Genomic DNA, 19,804 nt, shown 5'->3' on the forward strand with positions numbered 1-19,804 from the left:
TTGAAACAATGTCGGGCATCCATGCCCGACCTGCAAACCGCAGTTACCAAGCGCAAAGGCTACCTGAAAGCGTAGCTTCAACGAAGTTAAAACGAACGAAGTGAGTTTCAGCGAAGCTAAAACCTAGCAAGCGTAGCCCGCATAATGTAGGGTGTGTGGCGCAGCCACACACGCGGCCTCCAACCGTAAAGGCTACCTGAAAGCACAGCTTCAATGAAGTTAAACCGATAACCATCCCAAAACCCCTCCGCAACTCCACGCCATGAAAAACATCGTCATCTTCATCTCCGGCCGCGGCAGCAACATGCAGGCCGTGGTTCAGGCCAATATCCCCGGCGTCCGCGTCGCCGCCGTGCTCTCCGACAACCCCGACGCCGCCGGGCTCCAATGGGCCGCCGCCCAGGGCATCCCCACCTTCGCTCGCCGCACCGGCGATTTCGCCAGCCGCGCCGATTTCCACCGCGCCATGCTCGAAGTCGCCGAGCAATATCGGCCCGACCTCGTGCTGCTCGCAGGCTACCTGAAAATCCTCCCGGGCGAATTTTGCGCGCATTATCAAGGCCGCCTCATCAACATCCATCCCTCCCTTCTGCCCGCCTTCCCCGGCCTGCACACCCACCAACGCGCCATCGACGAAGGCTGCCGCCTCGCGGGCTGCACCGTACACTTCGTTACCGCCGAGCTCGATTGTGGCCCCATCATCGCCCAAGGCGCCGTGCCCGTATACGATTCCGACACCGCCGATACCCTGGCCGCGCGCGTGCTGAAAATCGAACACCAGCTGCTGCCGCAAGCCGTGGCCGACTTCGCCGCCGGTAATCTGAGCATCCGTGGCAAACGTGTCCATAACCGGCGTACTGCGGGCGAAGCCGGGCAAAATGGAGCGTATGGCAAGTAGGGGCAGCTTAATATTGTCCAAATCAAAATGTCTTGTTTAACCTTTTCAGGTAGCCTTTCCTCAAGAGGCTACCTGAAAATTTTTGGGCGGCCATTTTGCCGCATTCCCCGCCGCCATCAGATGCCGCTATAATCCATCCAAGCAAACAATCTAATCCAACTATTTTAGCGAAGCCTGCTGTGTTCGCTTTCAGGTAGCCTGCGGGCTGCCTGCCCAAACGAGGTGTGATATGGCTTTTGTAGTTACCTTATTGCTGCTGATGTTCGGTGCTTTTGTGGTGATGCTGTTCCAAACGAGGATGCAGCAGCAGGAGATGGCCGAGCAGCTGTCGCGTCTGCAGAAAGAAGTAGAACAGCTGCGCCGCCGCCAGCCCCTGCGGGAGCAAAGGCTGGCTGAAAGTGAGGGCGGCGGGCAGCGCGCAAGCGGGCAGGCCGAACCTCAACACCTTGGGCAGGCCGGGCTGCAGCCCAGTGCATCCAGTGCGCCGCAGCCCGATTTCAGCGGCTGGCCGTACAACCCGAACGTGCCCACTTCCGCTGCTTCGGGCGCAGCGCAGCCGAGTGTTGCTGCGTTTGATGCCATTCCCCCTGCGGCAGCCAGCCCGGCCCCATCGGCCCATCTGGCTGCCCATTCCCAACCGGCAGAAGCGGCGGTGCATCCGCTGCCTGCCCAATCTGGCCAACCTAGCCAATCCACATTCGAACAACCTGCCGCGCCTGTATTTTCAGGTAGCCTCACGGCGGCTGCCTCGGCAGTGGGGGAAAAGGTGCCGCCCGCTCCGGCAGCGCAGCCTGCTCCTGCCGTACGGCAGCCTGAAGCGGCTGTTGAGAAACATAGCGTGATGCCGGGCAGCCGCCCGGGTACGGTGCGAATCCGCAAACGGGGGGCGGCGCAAACCGCCGCCCAAACGCCTGCCCGCACTCCGGCTCAAGCAGCGATGGCGGCGCAAAACCAAGCTCAGGCGGCGGCACAAGCATCAGCCGATCAATCCGCCCAGCGGCGCCGCGTTGCCCGCCCGGCCGAGCGGGAGGAGGAAAGTGCGTTTGCCCCGCTGATCGATTGGCTGATGCACGGCAACCTGCTGCTGAAAACCGGCGTGGTGGTGCTGTTTTTGGGGCTGGTGTTCCTGCTGCGCTTTGCTTCAGAGCGGATTCATGTGCCGATTGAAATGCGCTATCTGGGCGTGATGGGCTCGGGTTTGGCGGCTGCCGTGGCGGGCTGGTTTTTGCAACGCCGCCGCCGCGAATACGGCCTGATTTTGCAGGGCTTCGGCATGGCGGTGATGTATCTGACCACGCTGGCGGCGGTGAAGCTGCACCCGCTTTTGCCTTCGGGCACGGCTTTTATGCTGATGGTGGGGCTGGTGTGCGCGATGGCGGCGCTGGCGGTGCGGCAGGATGCGAAAATCATGGCGCAGGTGGCGCTTATCGGCGGTTTGGCCGCGCCGATTTTGGTGAGCGACGGCAGCGGCAGCCATGTGGTGCTGTTCACTTATCTGGCGCTGCTCAACACCGGTGTGGCGGCGATTGCCCGCTTCAAAACCTGGCGCAGCTTGAACCTGATCGGCTTTATCGGCAGCCTGTTTATTGCCGTGATGTGGGGTTCTTCGGAATACACGGGCGAGTATTTCGCCAGCACCGAGCCGTTCCTGATTTTCCATTGGCTGCTCTATACGCTCTTGGCCTGCCTCTACGCGCTGCACCGGCGCGATGAGGCCGATGAGGCGGTTGTGCCGGACAACGCGGATTTGGACGAACTGATCGACAGTTTGGTGCGCCACGGCATGACCATCGGCGCGATAGACGGCACGCTGCTGTTCGGCTCGGCCGTGTCGGCATTTGTGCTGCAAAACCATATGCTGCCCGAGGGCGACCATTGGGCGGCGGGCGCGGCGCTGGGTTTTGCCGCGGTGTATGCCCTGCTGGCCGGAGTGTTCACCGGCAGCCGCGATTTTCCGCTGTTGCGCCAGGCTTTGGCCGCGCTTTCGCTCTCGTTCGCCACTTTGGCGGTGCCGCTGGCCTTCGAGCAGGCGGCCACGGTGTCGCTGTGGTCGCTGGAGGCCGGGCTGGTGTATGTGTTTGCCCTGCGCCAGCAGCGGCCGCACACGCGGTTTTTGGCGGTGGCGGTGTATGCGCTGTCGCTGGGCGCATTGCTGTTTGGCGGCGACTTGGGCTGGCAGATTGTGAGCGAAGAAAGTGTGCCGCTGCTTGCCGGCCCGCTGGTGCCGACATTGGCGGCGGCCTCGGCCGGTTTGGCCATGTATGCCGCCTGGCTGCGTTGGCGCTGCCGCGGTTCGGCCTATTGGGAAAGCTGTGCCCAGCGCGGCGCTTTGGGCGCAGGCCTGCTGCTCGCAGGGCTGCTGCCGCTGATGTGCCTGCCGCGCCATTGGGCCATGGTAGCTTTGGCCGCATTGGCTTGGGCGGCGGTGCGGGTGCAGGCGGTGTTGCAGGATGCGTTTGCGCCCGACCCGCTGGCTGCGCTTTCAGGTAGCCCCTCCGATGAAGGCGGGGCAGACGGAGAGGCCGATGAGGCAGATGAATCCGCCTGGCTGCCCGGCGGCGGCTTGTTTGCCGTGGCCGCAGCAAGCTGGGGCATGCTGGTGTTGTTGCTGTTGGCGGTTGTGTCCGCCGGGGAAGATTGGCTGTCCACCATCTGCTGCTTTGCCGCCGCGATATTGCTGGGTGCGGCGGCCTACGCTTTGCACCGCCAGGGCGATGCATGGCTACCTGAAAACGAAGCCGGTGCGCCGCTGCGCAGCAAAAACAGGCGCAGCAGGCAGCAACGCGACACCGCCCGCCCGTTCAGCCTATTGCTGCACCAAGCTGTCGGCTGGCTGCTGCTCGACCTGGCATTCTTGAGCACGATACTCTCTTCGGTAAACCTGCTGCATCATCTGCCGGAAAGCCTGGCTGGCGGCGCCCTGTTGTGGACTTTGCCGCTGCCCTTCGTGTTGTGGACGGCGGCAGCCTGGTTGCTCGATTGGCGGCAGGGCAGGCGCGCCGCGCTTGTGTTGGTGCCGCTGCTGATTCCGAACGCCATGCTGCTGTTTAGCAGATTGAGCCGTGCCGATTTGGTGGCGCACGCGCTTTCAGGTAGCCTCATGCACCTGGCCTTGGCTGCCCTATTGGTGTGGATTTTGCGCCTGCAAGGCTTCCGTTCGCACGATACCGAACGCGGCTGGGGCATGGCGGCGTTTGCGCTGTGGTCGGCTTCGGCCACCGCCTTCTGCGGCATCCTTGCCGGTGAAATACTGGGCGGCGTGTGGGGGCAAATCGGCTGGCTGGCGCTGCCGCTGGCGTTGTGGCTGCTGCTGTATCTGGGACGGGAGCGTGCCGCATTGCGCCCCTATGCGGCCGCCTGCTCGCTGCTGTGCGGCGGCTACGCCCTGATGTGGCTGGTGGCAAACAATGCGCTCGAGCCGCGCACGGTGCAGCCCTTCGCCTACCTGCCGCTGCTCAATCCGATGGATTTGGCCGGGCTGGCGGTGGGCGCGCTGTGGCTGCGCTGCGTTGATTTGTGGCAGGAAGAATTCGAGCTGGAAGGCGACGGCCTGCGGCTGCACTTGGCCGGTTCGGTGCTGCTCGGCCTCACGCTGGTGAGCGGCGCGGTGCTGCGGCTGTGGTATTTCTATATGGGCGTGGAGTGGACGCTGCACGGCATCATGGCCTCCTTCGGCCTGCAGGCGGCGCTGTCGATCGTGTGGGCGGCCACCGCCATCGGCCTGATGGTGTCCGGCCACCGCTTGGGGCGGCGCATCCGCTGGATGGCCGGCGCCGGGCTGATGGGCGTGGTGGTGTTGAAGCTGTTTACGGTGGAACTGGGCGGCAGCGGCGGCATCGCCCGCATCGTGTCGTTTATCGGCGTGGGGCTGCTGCTCCTGCTGGTGGGCTGGTTTGCGCCCGTGCCGCCGAGGGAGGGGGAGGATTAGCGGGACTGGAGGCTACCTGAAAAGTGAGGATTCGGCGAAGAGGGGGGTGCAGTTGCGGTAGGGTTTTGGGGCGGCTGGTTTTTCAGGTAGCCTTTCCGTCAGTACGATTCATCCGTAATAATGGTTTTCAGAGGTAATAAAGACAAGAGTAAGAGGACAATAAAAATGAGCAAGGTAGATTATTTTACATTTAGAATGTTTCGCCCGATGAATATAGCAGAACCATTTGAAAATATACATCGCTATTTATTAAGCAAACTTAGTCATATAGGAGCACCTTTTGGATTAAAAGGAATGGATTTTTCTGACTTACAATTACCTTATGCTGAACAACAAATTCCAAATGTACGTTATACCCATCCTGATACACCTAAAGTTACTCAAGACTATGAATATAGCCATCGCGTAGATTATGGCAGGAATGAAGATAACTACTTCTCAGGAGTGGACCGAATTCTTTACAGATTTCGGCGAAACTATAAGCAAGTGGACTTCTATGATGTGATATATACCCACTTCCCCCAAGTAATTGAGATTTTCCAACCTAGACTGGGAGAGCATTACTATGCCTTGTACAGCATGTATTATGAAGAGGGATATCGGCCTGACGAATCTCCCACTCTTGGTGAAGATGGTTCTCCTATTTCTATCGTTCCCGCCTACAACGATTTAAGGGCCCGCGGCATCACCCCTAATGGCCGCAACAACATCTACACCCTCAGCCCCGCCTGTTATTGGGATAAGGACCTGTGCCAAACCGCCTTGGGCTACGGCCGCGACGAAGTCATCCGCCGCCTTGCAGGCAAAGTGCCCGATGTGCACCCGCTGGCCGACGGGGTGTACATCATCTTCAACGATAACCCCTTGCTCTCCTTTGATGACTTCCTCGCCATCCAGCACACCTTCAAGCCGATACTCGGTTTGCAATAGGCAGGGCTGATGCAAAGGCTACCTGAAACCGTTTCAGCTCAGCAAAACTCACCGGATTCGTTTTATAGTGGATTAAATTTAAATCAGGACAAGGCGGCGAGCCGCAGACAGTACAAATAGTACGGCAAGGCGAGCCAACGCTGTACTGGTTTAAATTTAATTCACTATAACTTCGCTGAAGCCGACGCTTTCAGGTAGCCTTTATTGCCGTGCCATGCGGTATGATTCGTTTTTCATATCGGGAAAGACAAGCGTATGCCAAAACCATTTTCTATCCAAACACTTGAGGCAGCCGGAAAAACTGTTTACCTGGCCGAAGCAGGGGGTTGCTGTGCGGAAAGCCCGCTGCTGCTTACTTTTTTGTCGCCACAGGAAGCCACAGAGCTGGCGGACTTGCTGCCCGATGTGCCGATGCGATTGGCGGCGGTGGACGAGCCGGATTGGGAAGCTTCGTTCACGCCGTGGTCTGCGCCGCGTGCGTTTAAGGGTGGGGCGGATTTCGGCGGCGGGGCGGATGCTTATTTGGCGATGCTGGAGCAGAAGCTGCTGCCGCAGTTGGAGACGGAATTGGCGATAAAGCCCGTGTGGCGCGGGCTGGCGGGGTTTTCGCTGGGCGGGCTGCTGGCAGCTTATGCGGCCTACCGCAGCGGCGCGTTCAGCCGTTTGGCGGCGGTGTCGGCTTCGCTGTGGTTTGACGGCTGGCCGGAGTTTGCCGCCGCACACGCTTTCCATACGCCGCCGCAGCGGGCGTATTTTTCGGTGGGCGATACGGAGAAAAACAGCCGGAATCCGCGCCTGGCCTGCGTGGAGGAAAATATCCGCGCCACGGCGGAATGCTGGCGGCAGCGGGGCGTGCCAGCAAAATTCGATCTGAACCCGGGCGGCCATGTGAACGAAGTGGCACGGCGGATGGCCCGGGCAGTGGCCTGGCTGGCGGGGAATGGGGATTAGGGATAGGGCTGCCTGAACGCTTTGGCTTTGCAGAAATCTGGCTGTGCCGTGTTTGAGTATGTTGGAGCTTTGCTTTAGCCCCGCAGAAACTCGGGTTCCTTCGGAAACTTCGGTCTGCTTCGCAGAAACTCAGCTTCGGCTGCGCCGAAACATCGTTTTCAGGTAGCCTCTAGTGTATTTGGGGTTTCGGCGAAGCGAGCTATCGCATAAGAGAGAGGCTACCTGAAAATTTCAGGTAGCCTCTTTTTTTGCTTGGAAGCTTTGGGGAAACAGGCCGTTGGAAGATTGCTTTCCGGCGGCCTGTGTGGTTAGGCGCGGCTGGGTTTAGCGTAGAAATCGGGGCTGCCTTCGGGGCGGGTTTTGAAGCGTTTGTGCAGCCAGAAGTATTGCTCGGGCTGTTCGCGCACGTGCTCTTCAATGAAGTCGTTCATGCGCTGTACGTCGGCTTGTACGTCTTCGCTGGGGAAGTTGTCCCAGGCGGGGTAGAAGCGCAGGGTAACATGGCCGTTTGGCCGGCGGGTGGGGATGGCGGGCACGACTTTGGCTTGGGTGAGGGCGGCGATGCGGGGCAGGCCGGCGATGGTGGCGGTGGGGATGCCGAAGAATTCGGCGAAGATGGAATCTTTGCGGCCGAAGTCTTGGTCGGGCAGGTAGAGGAAGGGGGCGGGGTCGGCGCGCAGGTGTTTGATGATGGCGCGCAGGCCTTCGGTGCGGCCGATGAGGAAGACGTTGTTGTAGCGGTGGCGGCCGCGCAGGATTTGCTGGTCGAGCACGGGGTTTTTCTGGTGGGAATACATGCTGGTGAGCGGCACGTCTTGGTTGAGCGCGTACACGGCGAGCTCGAAGGCGGTGAAGTGGGGATAGAGCAGGATGACTTTATTCCCGGCGGCGAGCTCGTTGTCGAGATGATGTTTGTCTTGGTAGCGGACGAGGGATTTGAGCCGTTTGGCGCTGCCATACCAATAGAGGCCGTATTCGAGGATGAGTTTGGCCATGTGGCGGAAGTGGCGTTTGAGCAGGGTTTTGCGCTGTTTTTCGCTTAATTCGGGGAAGCACAGGCGCAGGTTGATTTCGCCGATGCGGCGGCGGGGGACGACGGCGTAATAGGCGAGGCTGCCGATGGCGTCGGCCAGCTTTTGGATGGCGGCGAAGGGCAAAAGTTGGATGAGGTAAAGAAAGAAAAAGGCGACTTTCATGGGCGGGTGCAATCGGGCGGGTGTCGGGATGATACGGCGGCGGGCCGGCGGAAGGGCTACCTGAAATCATCTGCCGGTATGTTGGCCGGGCAGAAAGCTGGGCTGTTTGTTTTCAGGTAGCCTTTATGCCGTCATGAATCTAGGCTTTGATCCATATCGGCGGAGGGGCGCACGTTGCCTTGGCCGATCACGCGGGCGGGCACGCCGACTACGGTGCTGTGGGCGGGCACGTCGCTCACCACCACGCTGCCGGCGCCGACTTTGGCGCATTGGTTCACGCGGATGTTGCCGAGGATGGAGGCGTTGGCGCCAATCATCACGCCGTCGCTGATTTTGGGGTGGCGGTCGCCGCCTTCCTTGCCGGAGCCGCCGAGGGTTACGCCGTGCAGGATGGAGATGTCGTTGCCCAAAACGGCGGTTTCGCCCACCACGAGGCCGGTGCCGTGGTCGACCATGATGCCGTGGCCGAAACGGGCGGCGGGGTGGATGTCGATGCCGAATACTTCGGAGGCGCGGTTTTGCAGGAAGTAGGCAAGGGTTTTGCGGCCGTGCTGCCACAGCCAGTTGTTGATGCGGTGGGCTTGCACGGCGTGGAAGCCTTTGTAGTAGAGCAGCGGCAGGTAGTAGGCGTCGCAGGCGGGGTCGCGTTCGTAGTAGGCGATGATGTCGGCCTGCATGGCTTTGGAAATGCGGGTGTCGCTGTCGAGCGCCTGGAAGAAGATTTCGTTGAGCGCGCGGCTGTCCATCACGGGGCTGGCGAGCTTGCTGGAAAGGTGGAAGGCGAGCACGCGGTCGATGCTGCTGTGGCGCAGCACGGTTTGGTGCAGGAAGCTGGCGAGCATGGGCTCGCTTTGGGCGGCTTGGGCGGTTTCGGCCAAGATGGTTTGCCACAGGGTGCGGCTGTCGGCGTAGTCGAGGGTGGTCATATTTTCAGGTAGCCTTTAGGAGGGCTATAGTTAAAATACTTTACTATCATTAGGATGCTGGCCTAAAGCCCATCCACTCATTTATAGTGAATTAAATTTAAACCAGTACAGCGTTGGCTCACCTTGCCGTAACGTGTGTACTGTCTTCGGCTCGCCGCCTTGTCCTGATTTTTGTTAATCCACTATGTCGTGCCACTTCGTATGATTTTTGCGGGAAGCAGCGATAGCTGGCTTTTGGGCGAATGCGGAATGGGTTTCAGGTAGCCTGAGAGGCTACCTGAAATACGGCGGGCTTATTTGCCGCGCATCAGCTCGAAAAACTCGTCGTTGTTTTTGCTGTCTTTTAGTTTGCCCACCAGGAATTCGGTGGCTTCGAGGTCGTCCATCGGGTGGAGGAATTTGCGCAGCAGCCACATGCGTTGCAGGCGGTCGTTGGAAACGAGCATTTCTTCGCGGCGGGTGCCGGATTTGTTGATGTTGATGGCAGGGAACACGCGTTTTTCGGCCATGCGGCGGTCGAGGTGCAGCTCCATGTTGCCGGTGCCTTTGAATTCTTCAAAAATTACGTCGTCCATGCGGCTGCCGGTTTCCACCAGCGCGGTGGCGATGATGGTGAGCGAGCCGCCTTCTTCGATGTTGCGGGCGGCGCCGAAGAAGCGTTTGGGGCGGTGCAGGGCGTTGGCGTCCATACCGCCGGTGAGGATTTTGCCGGAAGTGGGGGCGACGGTGTTGTAGGCGCGCGCCAGGCGGGTGATGGAATCGAGCAGGATCACCACGTCTTTTTTGTGCTCTACCATGCGTTTGGCTTTTTCAATCACCATTTCGGCTACCTGAACGTGGCGGGCGGCGGGTTCGTCGAAGGTGGAGGCCACCACTTCGCCGCGCACGGAGCGGGTCATTTCGGTTACTTCTTCGGGGCGCTCGTCGATCAGCAGCACAATCAGCACCACTTCGGGATAGTTGGCGGTGATGGCGTGGGCAATGTTTTGCAGCATCACGGTTTTGCCGGTTTTGGGCGGTGCCACCAAAAGGGCGCGCTGGCCCATGCCGATGGGGGAAACCAAATCGATGGCGCGGGCGGTGATGTTTTCTTCGGCCTTAATATCGCGTTCGAGCTTAATCGGGCGGGTGGGGAAGAGGGGGGTGAGGTTTTCAAACAGGATTTTGTGTTTGCACACTTCCGGGTCGTCGCCGTTGATTTTGTCGAGGCGCACGAGGGCGAAGTAGCGTTCGTTATCTTTGGGCACGCGCACGCTGCCTTCGATGGTGTCGCCGGTGTGCAGGTTGAAGCGGCGGATTTGGTTGGGGGAAACGTAGATATCGTCGGGGCTGGCCAAATAGGACGTGTCGGTGCTGCGCAAGAAGCCGAAGCCGTCGGGCAGGATTTCGAGCGTGCCGGAGCAGCTGAAGCTCTCGCCCTGTTTCATCATGTGGCGGACGATGGAAAACACCAAATCTTGTTTGCGCAGGCGGTTGGCGTTTTCAATGCCGTGTTGTTCGGCCATTTCCAAAAGTTTGGAAATGTGCTGGGTTTGTAGTTCGGAAACGTGCATAAGATTATGTTTTGTGTTGAATAATGGGTAAATCGATTAAATGAACGCGCGGTTCAGATAATGGGAAATGGGGATATGTGTGGGGATGGGTTTGGAAGATTTAAGAGTTTTGGCTGTTATAAGCCGGAGAATGGGGCTGCGCGCCAAAAGTAAGATGGGCGCAAAACGGCGGCATTCTAGGAGCTTGGGCGTGGCTTGTCAAGGAAAGCCACCGCCGGAAGCTGCGGCGGTGGCGGGATGAGGCGGTATTACAGTGAGGCGTTCAAGAAATCGGTGAGTTGGCCTTTGCTCAGGGCGCCCACTTTGGTGGCCACGCGCTGGCCGCGGTTGAACACCATCAGGGTGGGGATGCCGCGTACGCCGAATTGGGCGGGGGTTTGCTCGTTTTCGTCGATATTCATCTTCACTACTTGCAGCTTGCCTTGGAATTCCTCAGCGATGTCGTCCAGAATCGGAGCGATCATTTTGCAAGGGCCGCACCAGGGAGCCCAGAAGTCGAGCAATACAGGCAGCTCGGCTTTCAATACGTCTTTTTCAAAGGCGGCATCGGAGGTGTGGATGATTTGGTTGCTCATGTTTTTTCCTTTCAGATAGGGATTTCGGATGGCGGGCAAGATACGGGTTTCGCCGCAAAATAACAAGACCGGCGGCACGGCGGCAATGGTGTTTATAGCTTTCGGCAATGGCGGCCTTGAGGCTTATTGAGGATCGCACATCCAAGTTTTAAGTGCAATATCCGAATCGGGTTGGCAAGCCTGCCCAGATGCCGCCCAAAATTTCAGGTAGCCTATTATCCGCTAAGCTTGTTTGAAAACCAAACGGCAGCCGGGCCTACTCCCCCGACACATCAATCACCACCACTTCCGACTGCGAGCCCAGGCGCAAGGGGATGCCCCAGAAGCCGTAGCCGGAGGTAACGAAATAATGCCCGCGCCCGCGCGCTTCGTAGCCGTAGGAGAGCACGTTGAGCAGCTTCACCACCAGATTGTGAAACCCAGTGAGATAAATATAAGGGGTCTGTGAGATAAATGGGATTAAGTGGGATGAGGATGGATGAAGGGGGATGGGAAATTTGTAACAACGTTGCACTGGGTGCAACAAAACGGAGCGGGCGAATTTGCCCGCTTTTTTATTTTCGGACACCCCGTGCCAAAGCATCGAGGGCGACATCCAGCAGGCGGGATTCGGCGCCGGCCTGAAGTGTACCGCCTTTGCTCATCGGCAGGTAGGGGCGTGCCGGGATTTTGACCTGTTTGACCCTGCGGAAGCCGTCGCCGACTTTGAACACCAAATAGGGTTTGTTTTTGGCTTTGACCGTGCCGCCGAACTGGTGGATGGCGGCGTAGGGTTTGTTGGTGCCGATGCGGGCGAAGTTGCTGCCGGAGGCAGTGTGGATGCTGGCGGCCAGCTGCCCGCTCTGTTGCAGGATTTTGCCGCCGCGCGCATTGGCCGGCCATTTTTTCCCGCCCCAGCTTTCGGATTCGAAGTTGTCTTCGGTGATGCTGAGCAGTTCGGCGGCAATGGCCTTCATCATCGGGCGCGGGTGGGTGGCATTCTTTAATAGTTGTCCCAGCCCGTGTTCGAGGCTGGAACTGAACAACCCGCAATGGTCAGAAGGTATCTACCAGCTGGAAACCACCGACCCGGTATTGGGCGGGCCGAACGGCATTGCCAACCGGCAGGCCAAGGAACTGGCCGCGCGGACGCAGTATTTGAAGAAGAAGCAGGAAGAGTACAAACCGGGTGCGGCCAGCACTACCAAGGCCGGTATCGTACAGCTCTCGTCTGCCACTGACAGCAACAGCGAAGAGCTGGCGGCCACGCCGAAGGCGGTGAAGGCGGCTTATGACAAGGCTGTTGAGTCCGCCGGCAAAGGCCTGCCCGTTGGCGCAGTAATCGGCTTCCCACGCGCGATTACCAGCCAAGAAGGCTTTTTAAAGGCCGACGGCAGCACCTTTGCCCAGGCCACCTATCCCGACCTGCACCGCGTATTAGGCAGCAATAAGCTGCCCAATCTCACACGCTCCGACATCGGCATGACCGCCTATTTTGCCTTTGACGACATCCCGGACGGCTGGATTAAGTACGACGAGATTGCCGCCAAGGTAACGCAGTCTGCCTATCCCGAACTCTACCGCAAGCTGGTGGCGCAGTACGGCAGCATTGCCGCTGTGCCAAAAGCCGAAGACCGCTTTGTGCGCAACGCTGCGGGCGGCCTCACGGTTGGCACGCAACAGGGCGACGCCATCCGCAACATCACCGGCGAAACAAAATATGGCTACGACGGTGACACGGTTTATGACCCCGCTGCCGCCGCGTCGTCATCGGCAATCTACTACCCAGATCGTAAAGCGCCAGACACCGTTAATAATATGTCGGTATTTTCTAACGCAGCAAACAACTGGCGGCCGCTGGTTTTTGATGCCTCCCGCTCTGTACCCACGGCGGACGAAAACCGACCCAAAGCCATCGCAATGGTGCTGTGCATCAAGGCGCAAAACAGCTTGGACGACGTGGTGATGTGGGTTAAGGCTTACGGCAAGGTTACCAATGCCGGTGTACTGGATGCCGCCACGCTGGCCGCTGGGCTGCAAAACAAGTCCGACAAGGGGCACACCCACCGCGCCGCTGAAATAAATGACTTTGCCGAGGCGGTGGCCGCGCTCACCGTGCACCAAAAAATCGGCACGTTTGACATTTGCAAGCTACCGGACGGCACCCAAATCGAATCTGGCACGGTACGCATCCAAAACCACAATAACAACCCGACAGCCCGCGTGCTGACGTGGCCGCTGGCCTTTGTCGACACCCCGGTGGTGGTCGCCACCATGTCCGGCCCTGAAGGCAACGTGTGCGATATTTGGGTAACGATTGACAACAGGCAGAGCAACCAGTCGGCCGTGCACTACTGGTTGCACGAGCCGGTCTATAACACCCCGGATGTGACGGTTAATTTTGTGGCCGTAGGTCGTTGGAAATAGGAGCAGATGATGACTGTGTATTACTACCAAAACGGATTTTTGCATACCGACGGCACGCCGCCGGAAGGCGCAGTCGCCCTCACCGCCGTCGAGCATGAGGCGCTGGTTGTCGGGCAATGTACCGGGCGAATCGTTATGCCGGGCAAAGACGGCAAGCCTGTATTGGCTGACCCCGCACCCTGTCCCTCCAGCACTTGGGACGGCGAGCAATGGCACATCGACCCCGAGTGCGCCGCCCAGCTTAAGGCAGAGCAACAAGATGAGATGTGGGAGCGCATCAAAGTCAAGCGCTACGACAACCTGCGGCACGGGGTGTTTGTCAAAAGCGTAGGCAAGTGGTTTTACACCAACGATGAGAGCCGCACCCAATACATCCTGCTGCGCACCATGAAAACGCTACCGCCGGATCTGAAGTGGAAAACGATGGAAAATGATTTTGTCCTCATGACCCGCGAGCTGCTGGATGAAATGACTACACAGATGGTGGTGGATGAACAGGCTGATTTTGCCAATGCCGAACGCCATAAAGCCGCCATGCTCAAAGCCGAACACCCGCTGGAATACGATTATTCAGACGGCTGGACAGCCAACTACGAACAGGCCGCCGCCGAACTTGAGGAGGTAGAAAAATGAACCGGCAACAAATCTATCTCGCTCTATACAAAGGCCGCCGCGACGGCATCGGCTGGCGCGTGTGGTGCGCTAGGGCGACCGACTGGCTCACCCGTATCCTTACCCGCGGCCAGTACAGCCATGCCGAGATTATGGTGCGCGAGCATCCGCAGACATCGGTTTATACCTGCTACTCCGCTTCCATCCGCGACAAGGGCGTGCGCTGCAAAGTAATGCCGCTGCCGGCGGCCAAATGGGATTTGATCCCGCTGCCCTCCACCCCGGAGGCACACGAGCAGCTGCAGCGGGTGTGGGCGGCCACCGAGGGGCAGGGCTACGACCTGATGGGCGCATTGGGTATCGCTTTCGGGCTGCCCCAAAACCGCCGCCGCTGGTTTTGCTCCGAGTGGTGTGCGACTGCCCTAGGGCTACCCGACGGCTGGCGCTGGTCGCCCAACGACCTCGCCGCTATTGTGCCCACACTATATAAGGAGGAGGCATAAAAATACCCGCCACAGGGGCGGGTATACGCAATAAGTAGGACGGCGGCGCGGCCGGTGTTTGCCCACCAAACCGCGCCAGCCAAGCAGACCAGGCCTGCATGACCCAAGGCCGCCACCTCTAGAGGCGGGCGGATTCTAACATACCGGTAATGTGGGAGCTGCAAAAATGCAATATCGTTGCAAAAACTGCAATAAGCTGTTGGCCAAAGGCGAGGGCGAGCTGGAAATCAAATGCCCGCGCTGCAAAGCGGTCAACCAATTTGGTTCTTTAACAACCCAGAGTGCCTGTGAGCGCCAAACTTCAAGGAGTAAGCATCATGGGCAACATCCATCCCGTCAGTCCGCTTAGGGGCTGGCTGGGCGGCAAATACCGCCTGGCCGGTACCATCATTCCGTTAATCCCGTCAGACCATACCTGCTACGCTGAAGTGTTCGGCGGTGCGGCATGGGTGCTGTTCAAAAAGCCGCCTTCCAAAGTGGAGGCCATCAACGACATCAACGCCGATGTCATCAATCTATATAGGTGTGTTCAAAACCACCTGCCCGAGCTGCTGCGGCATGCCGAATACCTGCTGCCCAGCCGCGATGAGTATTGCCGGCTGCAGCATTGCAATCCCACCACCCTGACCGACATCCAGCGTGCGGTGCGCTTCCTCTACCTGCACCGCATGGGTTTCGGCGGCAAGGTGGCCGAGTTCTGCTGTGCTGCCACCAGCACGCGCCCGCCCAAGTTCCGCGCCGACAGGTTGGCCGAGGAGCTGCAACACAGCCACCGACGCCTGCAGGGCGTGATGCTGGAGCGGCTCAACTACGACGACTTCATCGCCCGCTACGACAAGCCCGGCACCTTCTTCTACATTGACCCGCCGTATTGGGACTGTGAGACGATGTACGGCAAAGGCATCTTTGCTAAGGCAGATTTCGAACGGCTGGCCGAGCAGCTACGAAACATCAAAGGGCACTTTCTGCTGTCGATTAACGACGTGCCGGCCATTAGGGAGATCTTCACCGGCTTCCAGTTTAAAGAGGTCAGCCTGCGCTACAGCATCAATAAGGAGGTCACTACCGAAGCTGACGAGCTGTTGATTGCCAACTACCCCATCAACGCAGAGCCGGCTTGATGTAAAAAATCCCACCAAGTAAGGTGGGATTTGTAACGTTGTTGCATAGGGTGCAATAATATCAGGACTGATTTATCGCGCCGAAGTGGGGATATTTATCGCGCGCGGCTTCAAGATTGCCGGGGAAAATCTGGCCGTTGTGCACGTGGCCGGACACTTGGATGTCGATGGGCAGCTGCTCGTGCCGCGTGATGGAAGTGGGGCGGTGGTCGAGCAGGAATACGGGGCGGGCGGTGTCGATTTGTTTGAGCAAATCGGCGGTGTCGGCGCGGTGCGCGTCCATTTCATCGGGCCGGCCGAGCACCCAGAAGCGGTTGTCCACGTTTGCCGCGCTGTCGTGCAGCACCGTGATGCCGGCCTCTTGCAGCGCGGCGGCGATTTCGGCCTGGTGGCCGAACAAATCGTGGTTGCCCAGCGTGGCATACACGCCCAGCGGCGCGCGCAGGCGCTGCAGGTGTGGCTGCATGTGTTCCATGTTGTAGGCTTCGGTATCGTCGTCCATCAAATCGCCGGGCAGGAGGATGATGTCTACCTGTTCGCGCTGCATGATGCGTACCAGCTCGTCGATCTGCCGGCTGCCGAACAGCACGCCCAAGTGCAGGTCGCTGGCTACGCCGATGCGCACCGGCTTATCCAAAGGCTTGCCGATGCGCACTGCATAATGCCGCACCACCGGCGTGTAGGCATTGTAGAGCGACAGCGCGAATAGGCCGGAAAACAGCCCTGCCGCCAATACGCGCCTCGCCGCCAGCGTACGCTCCGGCGGCCATTTCAGGCGCAGCAGCCGCCCGGCCGAGCACACCGCCAGCATGGTCAGCACGCCGTAGAGCAGCACCACCAGCCACAGCGTGAGCAAACGGAACAGTATAGACGACAAATGGAAAAACAAAATGAAAAACAGCCCGTTGCCGATGCAGAATACCAGCATCCACACGGCACGGCGGGCCGTGCGGCTCAAACTGTGCGGCAGCAGCCACAGCAGCCCTTTGGCAAACAGCCAGCCGAATAGCTGCATCACTAAAAAACCGAGCAAGAGAATCCAAAGCATGATGTGTAGGTCATTTATAGTGAATTAACAAAAACCAGTACAGCGTTGGCTCGCCTTGCCGTACTTATTTGTACTGTCTGCGGCTCGCCGCCTTGTCCTGATTTAAATTTAATCCACTATATTATGGTTGGGGTAAGGCGCGGATTGTAGCCCGATACGGTGTGAGATGGTGTTTACAGGCAAAAACTTATTGCAGCCATATGGCAAACCGGCTTAACTTCCGTGAGCGCGTTACTCCGCCTTGACGTGCTTTTGTGTTGCCTGCGGTTCACTGTTTTGTATCGAAAGTCAATCCGGCTGGCCATAAACCGCTTTCATGCGGGGAAGAAATAGTTTTCAGGTAGCCTGCCGGGATGCAGGCTACCTGAAAAATAGGCGGATGCTTTGCCGGTTTAGGGTTTGCGGTAGATCAGTCGGATGGTGTCGCCTTCTTGTTTGGCTTCCGGAAGCTGGAGCAGCTTGGCGATGATTTGCCGGGTGTCTTCTTCGTTGTAGCTGCTGTTCGACCAGTCGGCAAAAGTGTGGTTGGCTGCTTGGATGAAGCCTTGGTGGATGCGGATGTCGGCACGGTATTGCAGGTTTTGCTCCAAGGTTTCGGGTCGGATGTTTTCGATATTGCCGTATTGACCCGGGGGCAGGGTGAGCTCGGCATCGGCGGTGATAGGGAAACCGTCGAGTTTGATTTGGTTGCCTTGGGCTTGGATGCTCAGGCCGCTGTTGAGCATGGCGGTGGCGATCTCACTCAGTTTGGTTTTGAACTCGGCGCGCGGAATGCAGACACTGCGTTGGCGGGAGATTAGGTCGCTGAAGGATTGCATGGCCTGGGTGTTGAGGCCGTTGAAGTTGCTGTTCAGTTGCAGGCCTTCGATACTGTGCTTGCTGCCTGCGCTTTGGCTGGCGTTGTTGTCGTAGCGGTGGCCTTGTTGGTTGATGTCGATGCGCTGGATGTTGAAGGCGCTGCCCCAGGAGGTGGTTGGGCCGTTGATGCTTTGGGTGCCGGTGGTTTTGATTTGGCTGAAAACGATGCTGTTGCCGGGGGAACTGATGAAGGTGAGGGCGGCGAGGGTGGTTTCGCTGCTGCCGGTCTGCAGCTTGCCGTGGCCGAGGAAGCTGTTTTGGCTGCGGTGGCTGAGGTTTTGCAGGCTGAAGCTGGTTTGGCCGGATTTGAACTCGATGGCGGGGATGCTGAATTGGAACTCGGTGGGGATGAGTTCGTTGTTTTCTTTGTTCAGGCTGACTTGGCCGTTGATGTCTTGCCAGGTTAGGGTGTTGCTGTCTTTCTGGATGGTTCGGCCGGGGAGGTTGAAGCTGGTTTGTACGTTGCCGCCCCAGCCGATGTGGCGGCGGACATTGAGGAGGAAGCCTTCGGGGAAGTAGGTGTTGAACTGCTTGGAGTCGGATACGATGTAGATTTTGCTGTCGATGCGGTAGCCGGACAGGGAGCGGTGGATGGTGTCGTTGCCCCGGATGGTGACTTTGTCGCCGGGTTGGCAGGGGTCGAATACGAGGTCGCCTTGCCATTGTGCGCTGCCGGACAGGATGCCCAAATTGGTTTGGGCCTGGAAATTGGCTAGGCCGAAGGAGCGTTGCATGAGCTCGGGGGAGTAGGCTTTGTCGGTGAGTTGTTGGTCGGCATAGAGGCTGCCGCCGACGGCTGTGCCACCGAGCACGAGAAGGCCGGCAATGCTGCCGATGAGGGCTTTGTTCATGATGGGCTTTCGAGATGGTGTTGGAGGAGGGGATTTTAGCATGCCTACGGTTTACCGGCTGGCGGGGAATCAATAATTGTTTGGGCTCTGCTGAGGCAATGGTTGGTTTAACTTTGGCCGAAATATTTTCAGGTAGCCTTTCACGATGGGAAGGCTACCTGAAAATGGTTTCGACATGGGTTTATTTAACGATTTCCACCGGGCCGTGGTCGTCGCAGTGGTCGCCGTGCTGGTGGTGCAGGCGGCCGTTTACGATGTAGTCGGTGTGGTCGCCGTGCGGCACGGCTTCGTGGCCGCAGCCTTCTCCGTGAACATGGCCGGCACAGGTTTGCACAGGGTGGCAGCCGTCGGGGTTGGTGGCGTTTACATCAAGGCTGTGTTCGTCGTAGTGGCCGTTGTGTTCGTGGTGCAGGTGGCCGTCGTGGATGTAGTCGATGTGGTCGCCGTGTTTGACGGCGGTGTGACCGCAGCCTTCGCCGTGAACGTGTTGGTGGTTGGCATGGGTATGACAATTGCTCATTTTGTTTCCTTTCTTCGGGAAGTGTTTACAGATGGGGCAATGATAGTGGAAACGGATATTGATTGCAAGTAATTTGTTGATTTATATAAATTTATAATTTGGTATAACGTAACGGATAGGGTATAACATTGAGTTAGTCGGTATTGCTGATGCCGGGTTTGTTTGCATTAAATCAAATATGAGGGGCTTGGGCGGGGCACATCGCCACCGCCCGTACCGTTTTAATGCACAGCCACCCGAAGGTGGCTGGGGTAGGCGACATGGCACACGGTAAACACTACGCCGTTTCAACGCACAGCCACCAGAAGGTGGCTGCCACGGCACGCACCACATCGGGCGAGGGCAGGCCGGTTTCAACACACAGCCACCCGAAGGTGGCTGCCCGCTATGGCTCACTCATCCTATATGCCTGCATCGTTTCAACACACAGCCACCCGAAGGTGGCTGCTGCCCTACACGTTTTGCGAAAACTTAGATACCCATGTTTCAACACACAGCCACCCGAAGGTGGCTGCTAGGCGCGGAAGCCATTGATGTTTTATACCGCATGGTTTCAACACACAGCCACCCGAAGGTGGCTGCTTCGCCGCCCAGGCTTCCGCCTCCGCCTTGCGCGGTTTCAACACACAGCCACCCGAAGGTGGCTGCGGCTATGAATAGCCAAAAATTGAAATATACGATTGTTTCAACACACAGCCACCCGAAGGTGGCTGCAACAAAGGCTATGTGCCCTATGCGCACATGGTGGTTTCAACACACAGCCACCCGAAGGTGGCTGCCGACTTAAAAAGGCGGCTGGCCGGCTGGATTCCGGTTTCAACACACAGCCACCCGAAGGTGGCTGCGTTTTACCATCAGCCGCAGCCACGGCATCCGCAGCGTTTCAACACACAGCCACCCGAAGGTGGCTGCGTTTTGCTATTAGCCG

Annotated in this window: 17 protein-coding genes, 1 pseudogene and 1 CRISPR repeat array (1 of these 19 cut by a window edge); of the genes and pseudogenes, 9 read left to right on the forward strand and 9 right to left on the reverse strand. The window is 58.5% G+C overall.

Annotated features, from left to right (window positions below; all coding sequences use genetic code 11):
• Window positions 1-262 precede the first annotated feature (262 nt).
• From purN to A7Q00_RS08225, 4 genes are all read left to right on the forward strand, one after another.
• The gene (gene purN, locus A7Q00_RS08210) at window positions 263-898 is read left to right on the forward strand and encodes a phosphoribosylglycinamide formyltransferase (protein WP_064090075.1); all 636 of its coding nucleotides are present in this window, start codon (window positions 263-265) and stop codon (window positions 896-898) included.
• 229 nt (window positions 899-1,127) lie between these two features.
• The gene (locus A7Q00_RS08215; protein WP_064090076.1) at window positions 1,128-4,826 is read left to right on the forward strand and encodes a DUF2339 domain-containing protein; all 3,699 of its coding nucleotides are present in this window, start codon (window positions 1,128-1,130) and stop codon (window positions 4,824-4,826) included.
• Between the two features lie 486 nt (window positions 4,827-5,312).
• Window positions 5,313-5,756, forward strand: coding sequence for a hypothetical protein (locus A7Q00_RS13885; protein WP_179946221.1), 444 nt, complete (start codon window positions 5,313-5,315; stop codon window positions 5,754-5,756).
• Between the two features lie 255 nt (window positions 5,757-6,011).
• Complete coding sequence (locus tag A7Q00_RS08225) at window positions 6,012-6,707, forward strand: alpha/beta hydrolase-fold protein (protein ID WP_082887799.1); 696 nt, start codon at window positions 6,012-6,014, stop codon at window positions 6,705-6,707.
• A 308-nt stretch (window positions 6,708-7,015) separates the two neighbouring features.
• On the opposite strand, the gene A7Q00_RS08230 is transcribed toward A7Q00_RS08225, so the two are convergent.
• From A7Q00_RS08230 to A7Q00_RS08250, 6 genes and pseudogenes are all read right to left on the reverse strand, one after another.
• Entirely contained in the window at window positions 7,016-7,903 is an 888-nt protein-coding gene (locus tag A7Q00_RS08230; protein ID WP_064090078.1) for a lipid A biosynthesis lauroyl acyltransferase, read from the reverse strand.
• Window positions 7,904-8,034: 131 nt separating this feature from the next.
• Window positions 8,035-8,829, reverse strand: a complete 795-nt coding sequence (gene cysE, locus A7Q00_RS08235) for a serine O-acetyltransferase (protein ID WP_064090079.1) — start codon at window positions 8,827-8,829, stop codon at window positions 8,035-8,037.
• 293 nt (window positions 8,830-9,122) lie between these two features.
• The gene (rho, locus tag A7Q00_RS08240) at window positions 9,123-10,382 is read right to left on the reverse strand and encodes a transcription termination factor Rho (RefSeq protein WP_003823056.1); all 1,260 of its coding nucleotides are present in this window, start codon (window positions 10,380-10,382) and stop codon (window positions 9,123-9,125) included.
• Window positions 10,383-10,630: 248 nt separating this feature from the next.
• On the reverse strand, window positions 10,631-10,957 hold the full coding sequence (trxA, locus tag A7Q00_RS08245) for a thioredoxin TrxA (RefSeq protein WP_064090173.1): 327 nt from the start codon (window positions 10,955-10,957) through the stop codon (window positions 10,631-10,633).
• A gap of 256 nt (window positions 10,958-11,213) precedes the next feature.
• Window positions 11,214-11,369 (reverse strand): annotated as a pseudogene (locus A7Q00_RS13565) (metallophosphoesterase); the annotation flags it as partial.
• A 142-nt stretch (window positions 11,370-11,511) separates the two neighbouring features.
• Window positions 11,512-11,916 (reverse strand): phage virion morphogenesis protein, encoded by a 405-nt coding sequence (locus tag A7Q00_RS08250; protein ID WP_245637549.1) that lies wholly within the window; start codon window positions 11,914-11,916, stop codon window positions 11,512-11,514.
• Here A7Q00_RS08250 and A7Q00_RS14315 point away from each other — a divergent pair.
• The 5 genes from A7Q00_RS14315 to A7Q00_RS08270 all read left to right on the forward strand — a co-directional run bounded on the left by A7Q00_RS14315 (window position 11,903) and on the right by A7Q00_RS08270 (window position 15,599).
• The gene (locus A7Q00_RS14315; RefSeq protein ID WP_082887809.1) at window positions 11,903-13,363 is read left to right on the forward strand and encodes a tail fiber protein; all 1,461 of its coding nucleotides are present in this window, start codon (window positions 11,903-11,905) and stop codon (window positions 13,361-13,363) included. The genes A7Q00_RS08250 and A7Q00_RS14315 overlap by 14 nt on opposite strands.
• A 6-nt stretch (window positions 13,364-13,369) precedes the next feature.
• Window positions 13,370-13,996 carry a DUF4376 domain-containing protein gene (locus A7Q00_RS08260; protein WP_245637550.1) on the forward strand — a complete coding sequence of 209 codons (627 nt, stop codon included), beginning with the start codon at window positions 13,370-13,372 and terminating at the stop codon, window positions 13,994-13,996.
• Window positions 13,993-14,478, forward strand: coding sequence for a hypothetical protein (locus A7Q00_RS08265; RefSeq protein ID WP_064090083.1), 486 nt, complete (start codon window positions 13,993-13,995; stop codon window positions 14,476-14,478). The genes A7Q00_RS08260 and A7Q00_RS08265 overlap by 4 nt, the downstream gene beginning before the upstream one ends.
• Window positions 14,479-14,644: 166 nt before the next feature.
• On the forward strand, window positions 14,645-14,827 hold the full coding sequence (locus A7Q00_RS12940; protein WP_082887801.1) for a Com family DNA-binding transcriptional regulator: 183 nt from the start codon (window positions 14,645-14,647) through the stop codon (window positions 14,825-14,827).
• Window positions 14,796-15,599, forward strand: coding sequence for a DNA adenine methylase (locus tag A7Q00_RS08270; RefSeq protein WP_064090084.1), 804 nt, complete (start codon window positions 14,796-14,798; stop codon window positions 15,597-15,599). Before A7Q00_RS12940 ends, A7Q00_RS08270 begins: the two co-directional genes overlap by 32 nt.
• Window positions 15,600-15,660: 61 nt before the next feature.
• On the opposite strand, the gene A7Q00_RS08275 is transcribed toward A7Q00_RS08270, so the two are convergent.
• From A7Q00_RS08275 to A7Q00_RS08285, 3 genes are all read right to left on the reverse strand, one after another.
• A complete protein-coding gene (locus tag A7Q00_RS08275; RefSeq protein WP_064090085.1) occupies window positions 15,661-16,647 on the reverse strand; it encodes a metallophosphoesterase in 987 nt (328 codons plus the stop codon).
• Between the two features lie 392 nt (window positions 16,648-17,039).
• The gene (locus tag A7Q00_RS08280; protein ID WP_064090086.1) at window positions 17,040-18,356 is read right to left on the reverse strand and encodes a DUF945 family protein; all 1,317 of its coding nucleotides are present in this window, start codon (window positions 18,354-18,356) and stop codon (window positions 17,040-17,042) included.
• Window positions 18,357-18,537: 181 nt separating this feature from the next.
• Window positions 18,538-18,876 (reverse strand): hypothetical protein, encoded by a 339-nt coding sequence (locus tag A7Q00_RS08285; protein WP_064090087.1) that lies wholly within the window; start codon window positions 18,874-18,876, stop codon window positions 18,538-18,540.
• 218 nt (window positions 18,877-19,094) lie between these two features.
• A CRISPR array of direct repeats spans window positions 19,095-19,804; the repeat unit is 32 nt; unit sequence GTTTCAACACACAGCCACCCGAAGGTGGCTGC; it runs 3,353 nt beyond the window's last position.

Origin of the sequence: Eikenella halliae (assembly GCF_001648475.1) — a bacterium.
Taxonomy (GTDB): domain Bacteria; phylum Pseudomonadota; class Gammaproteobacteria; order Burkholderiales; family Neisseriaceae; genus Eikenella; species Eikenella halliae.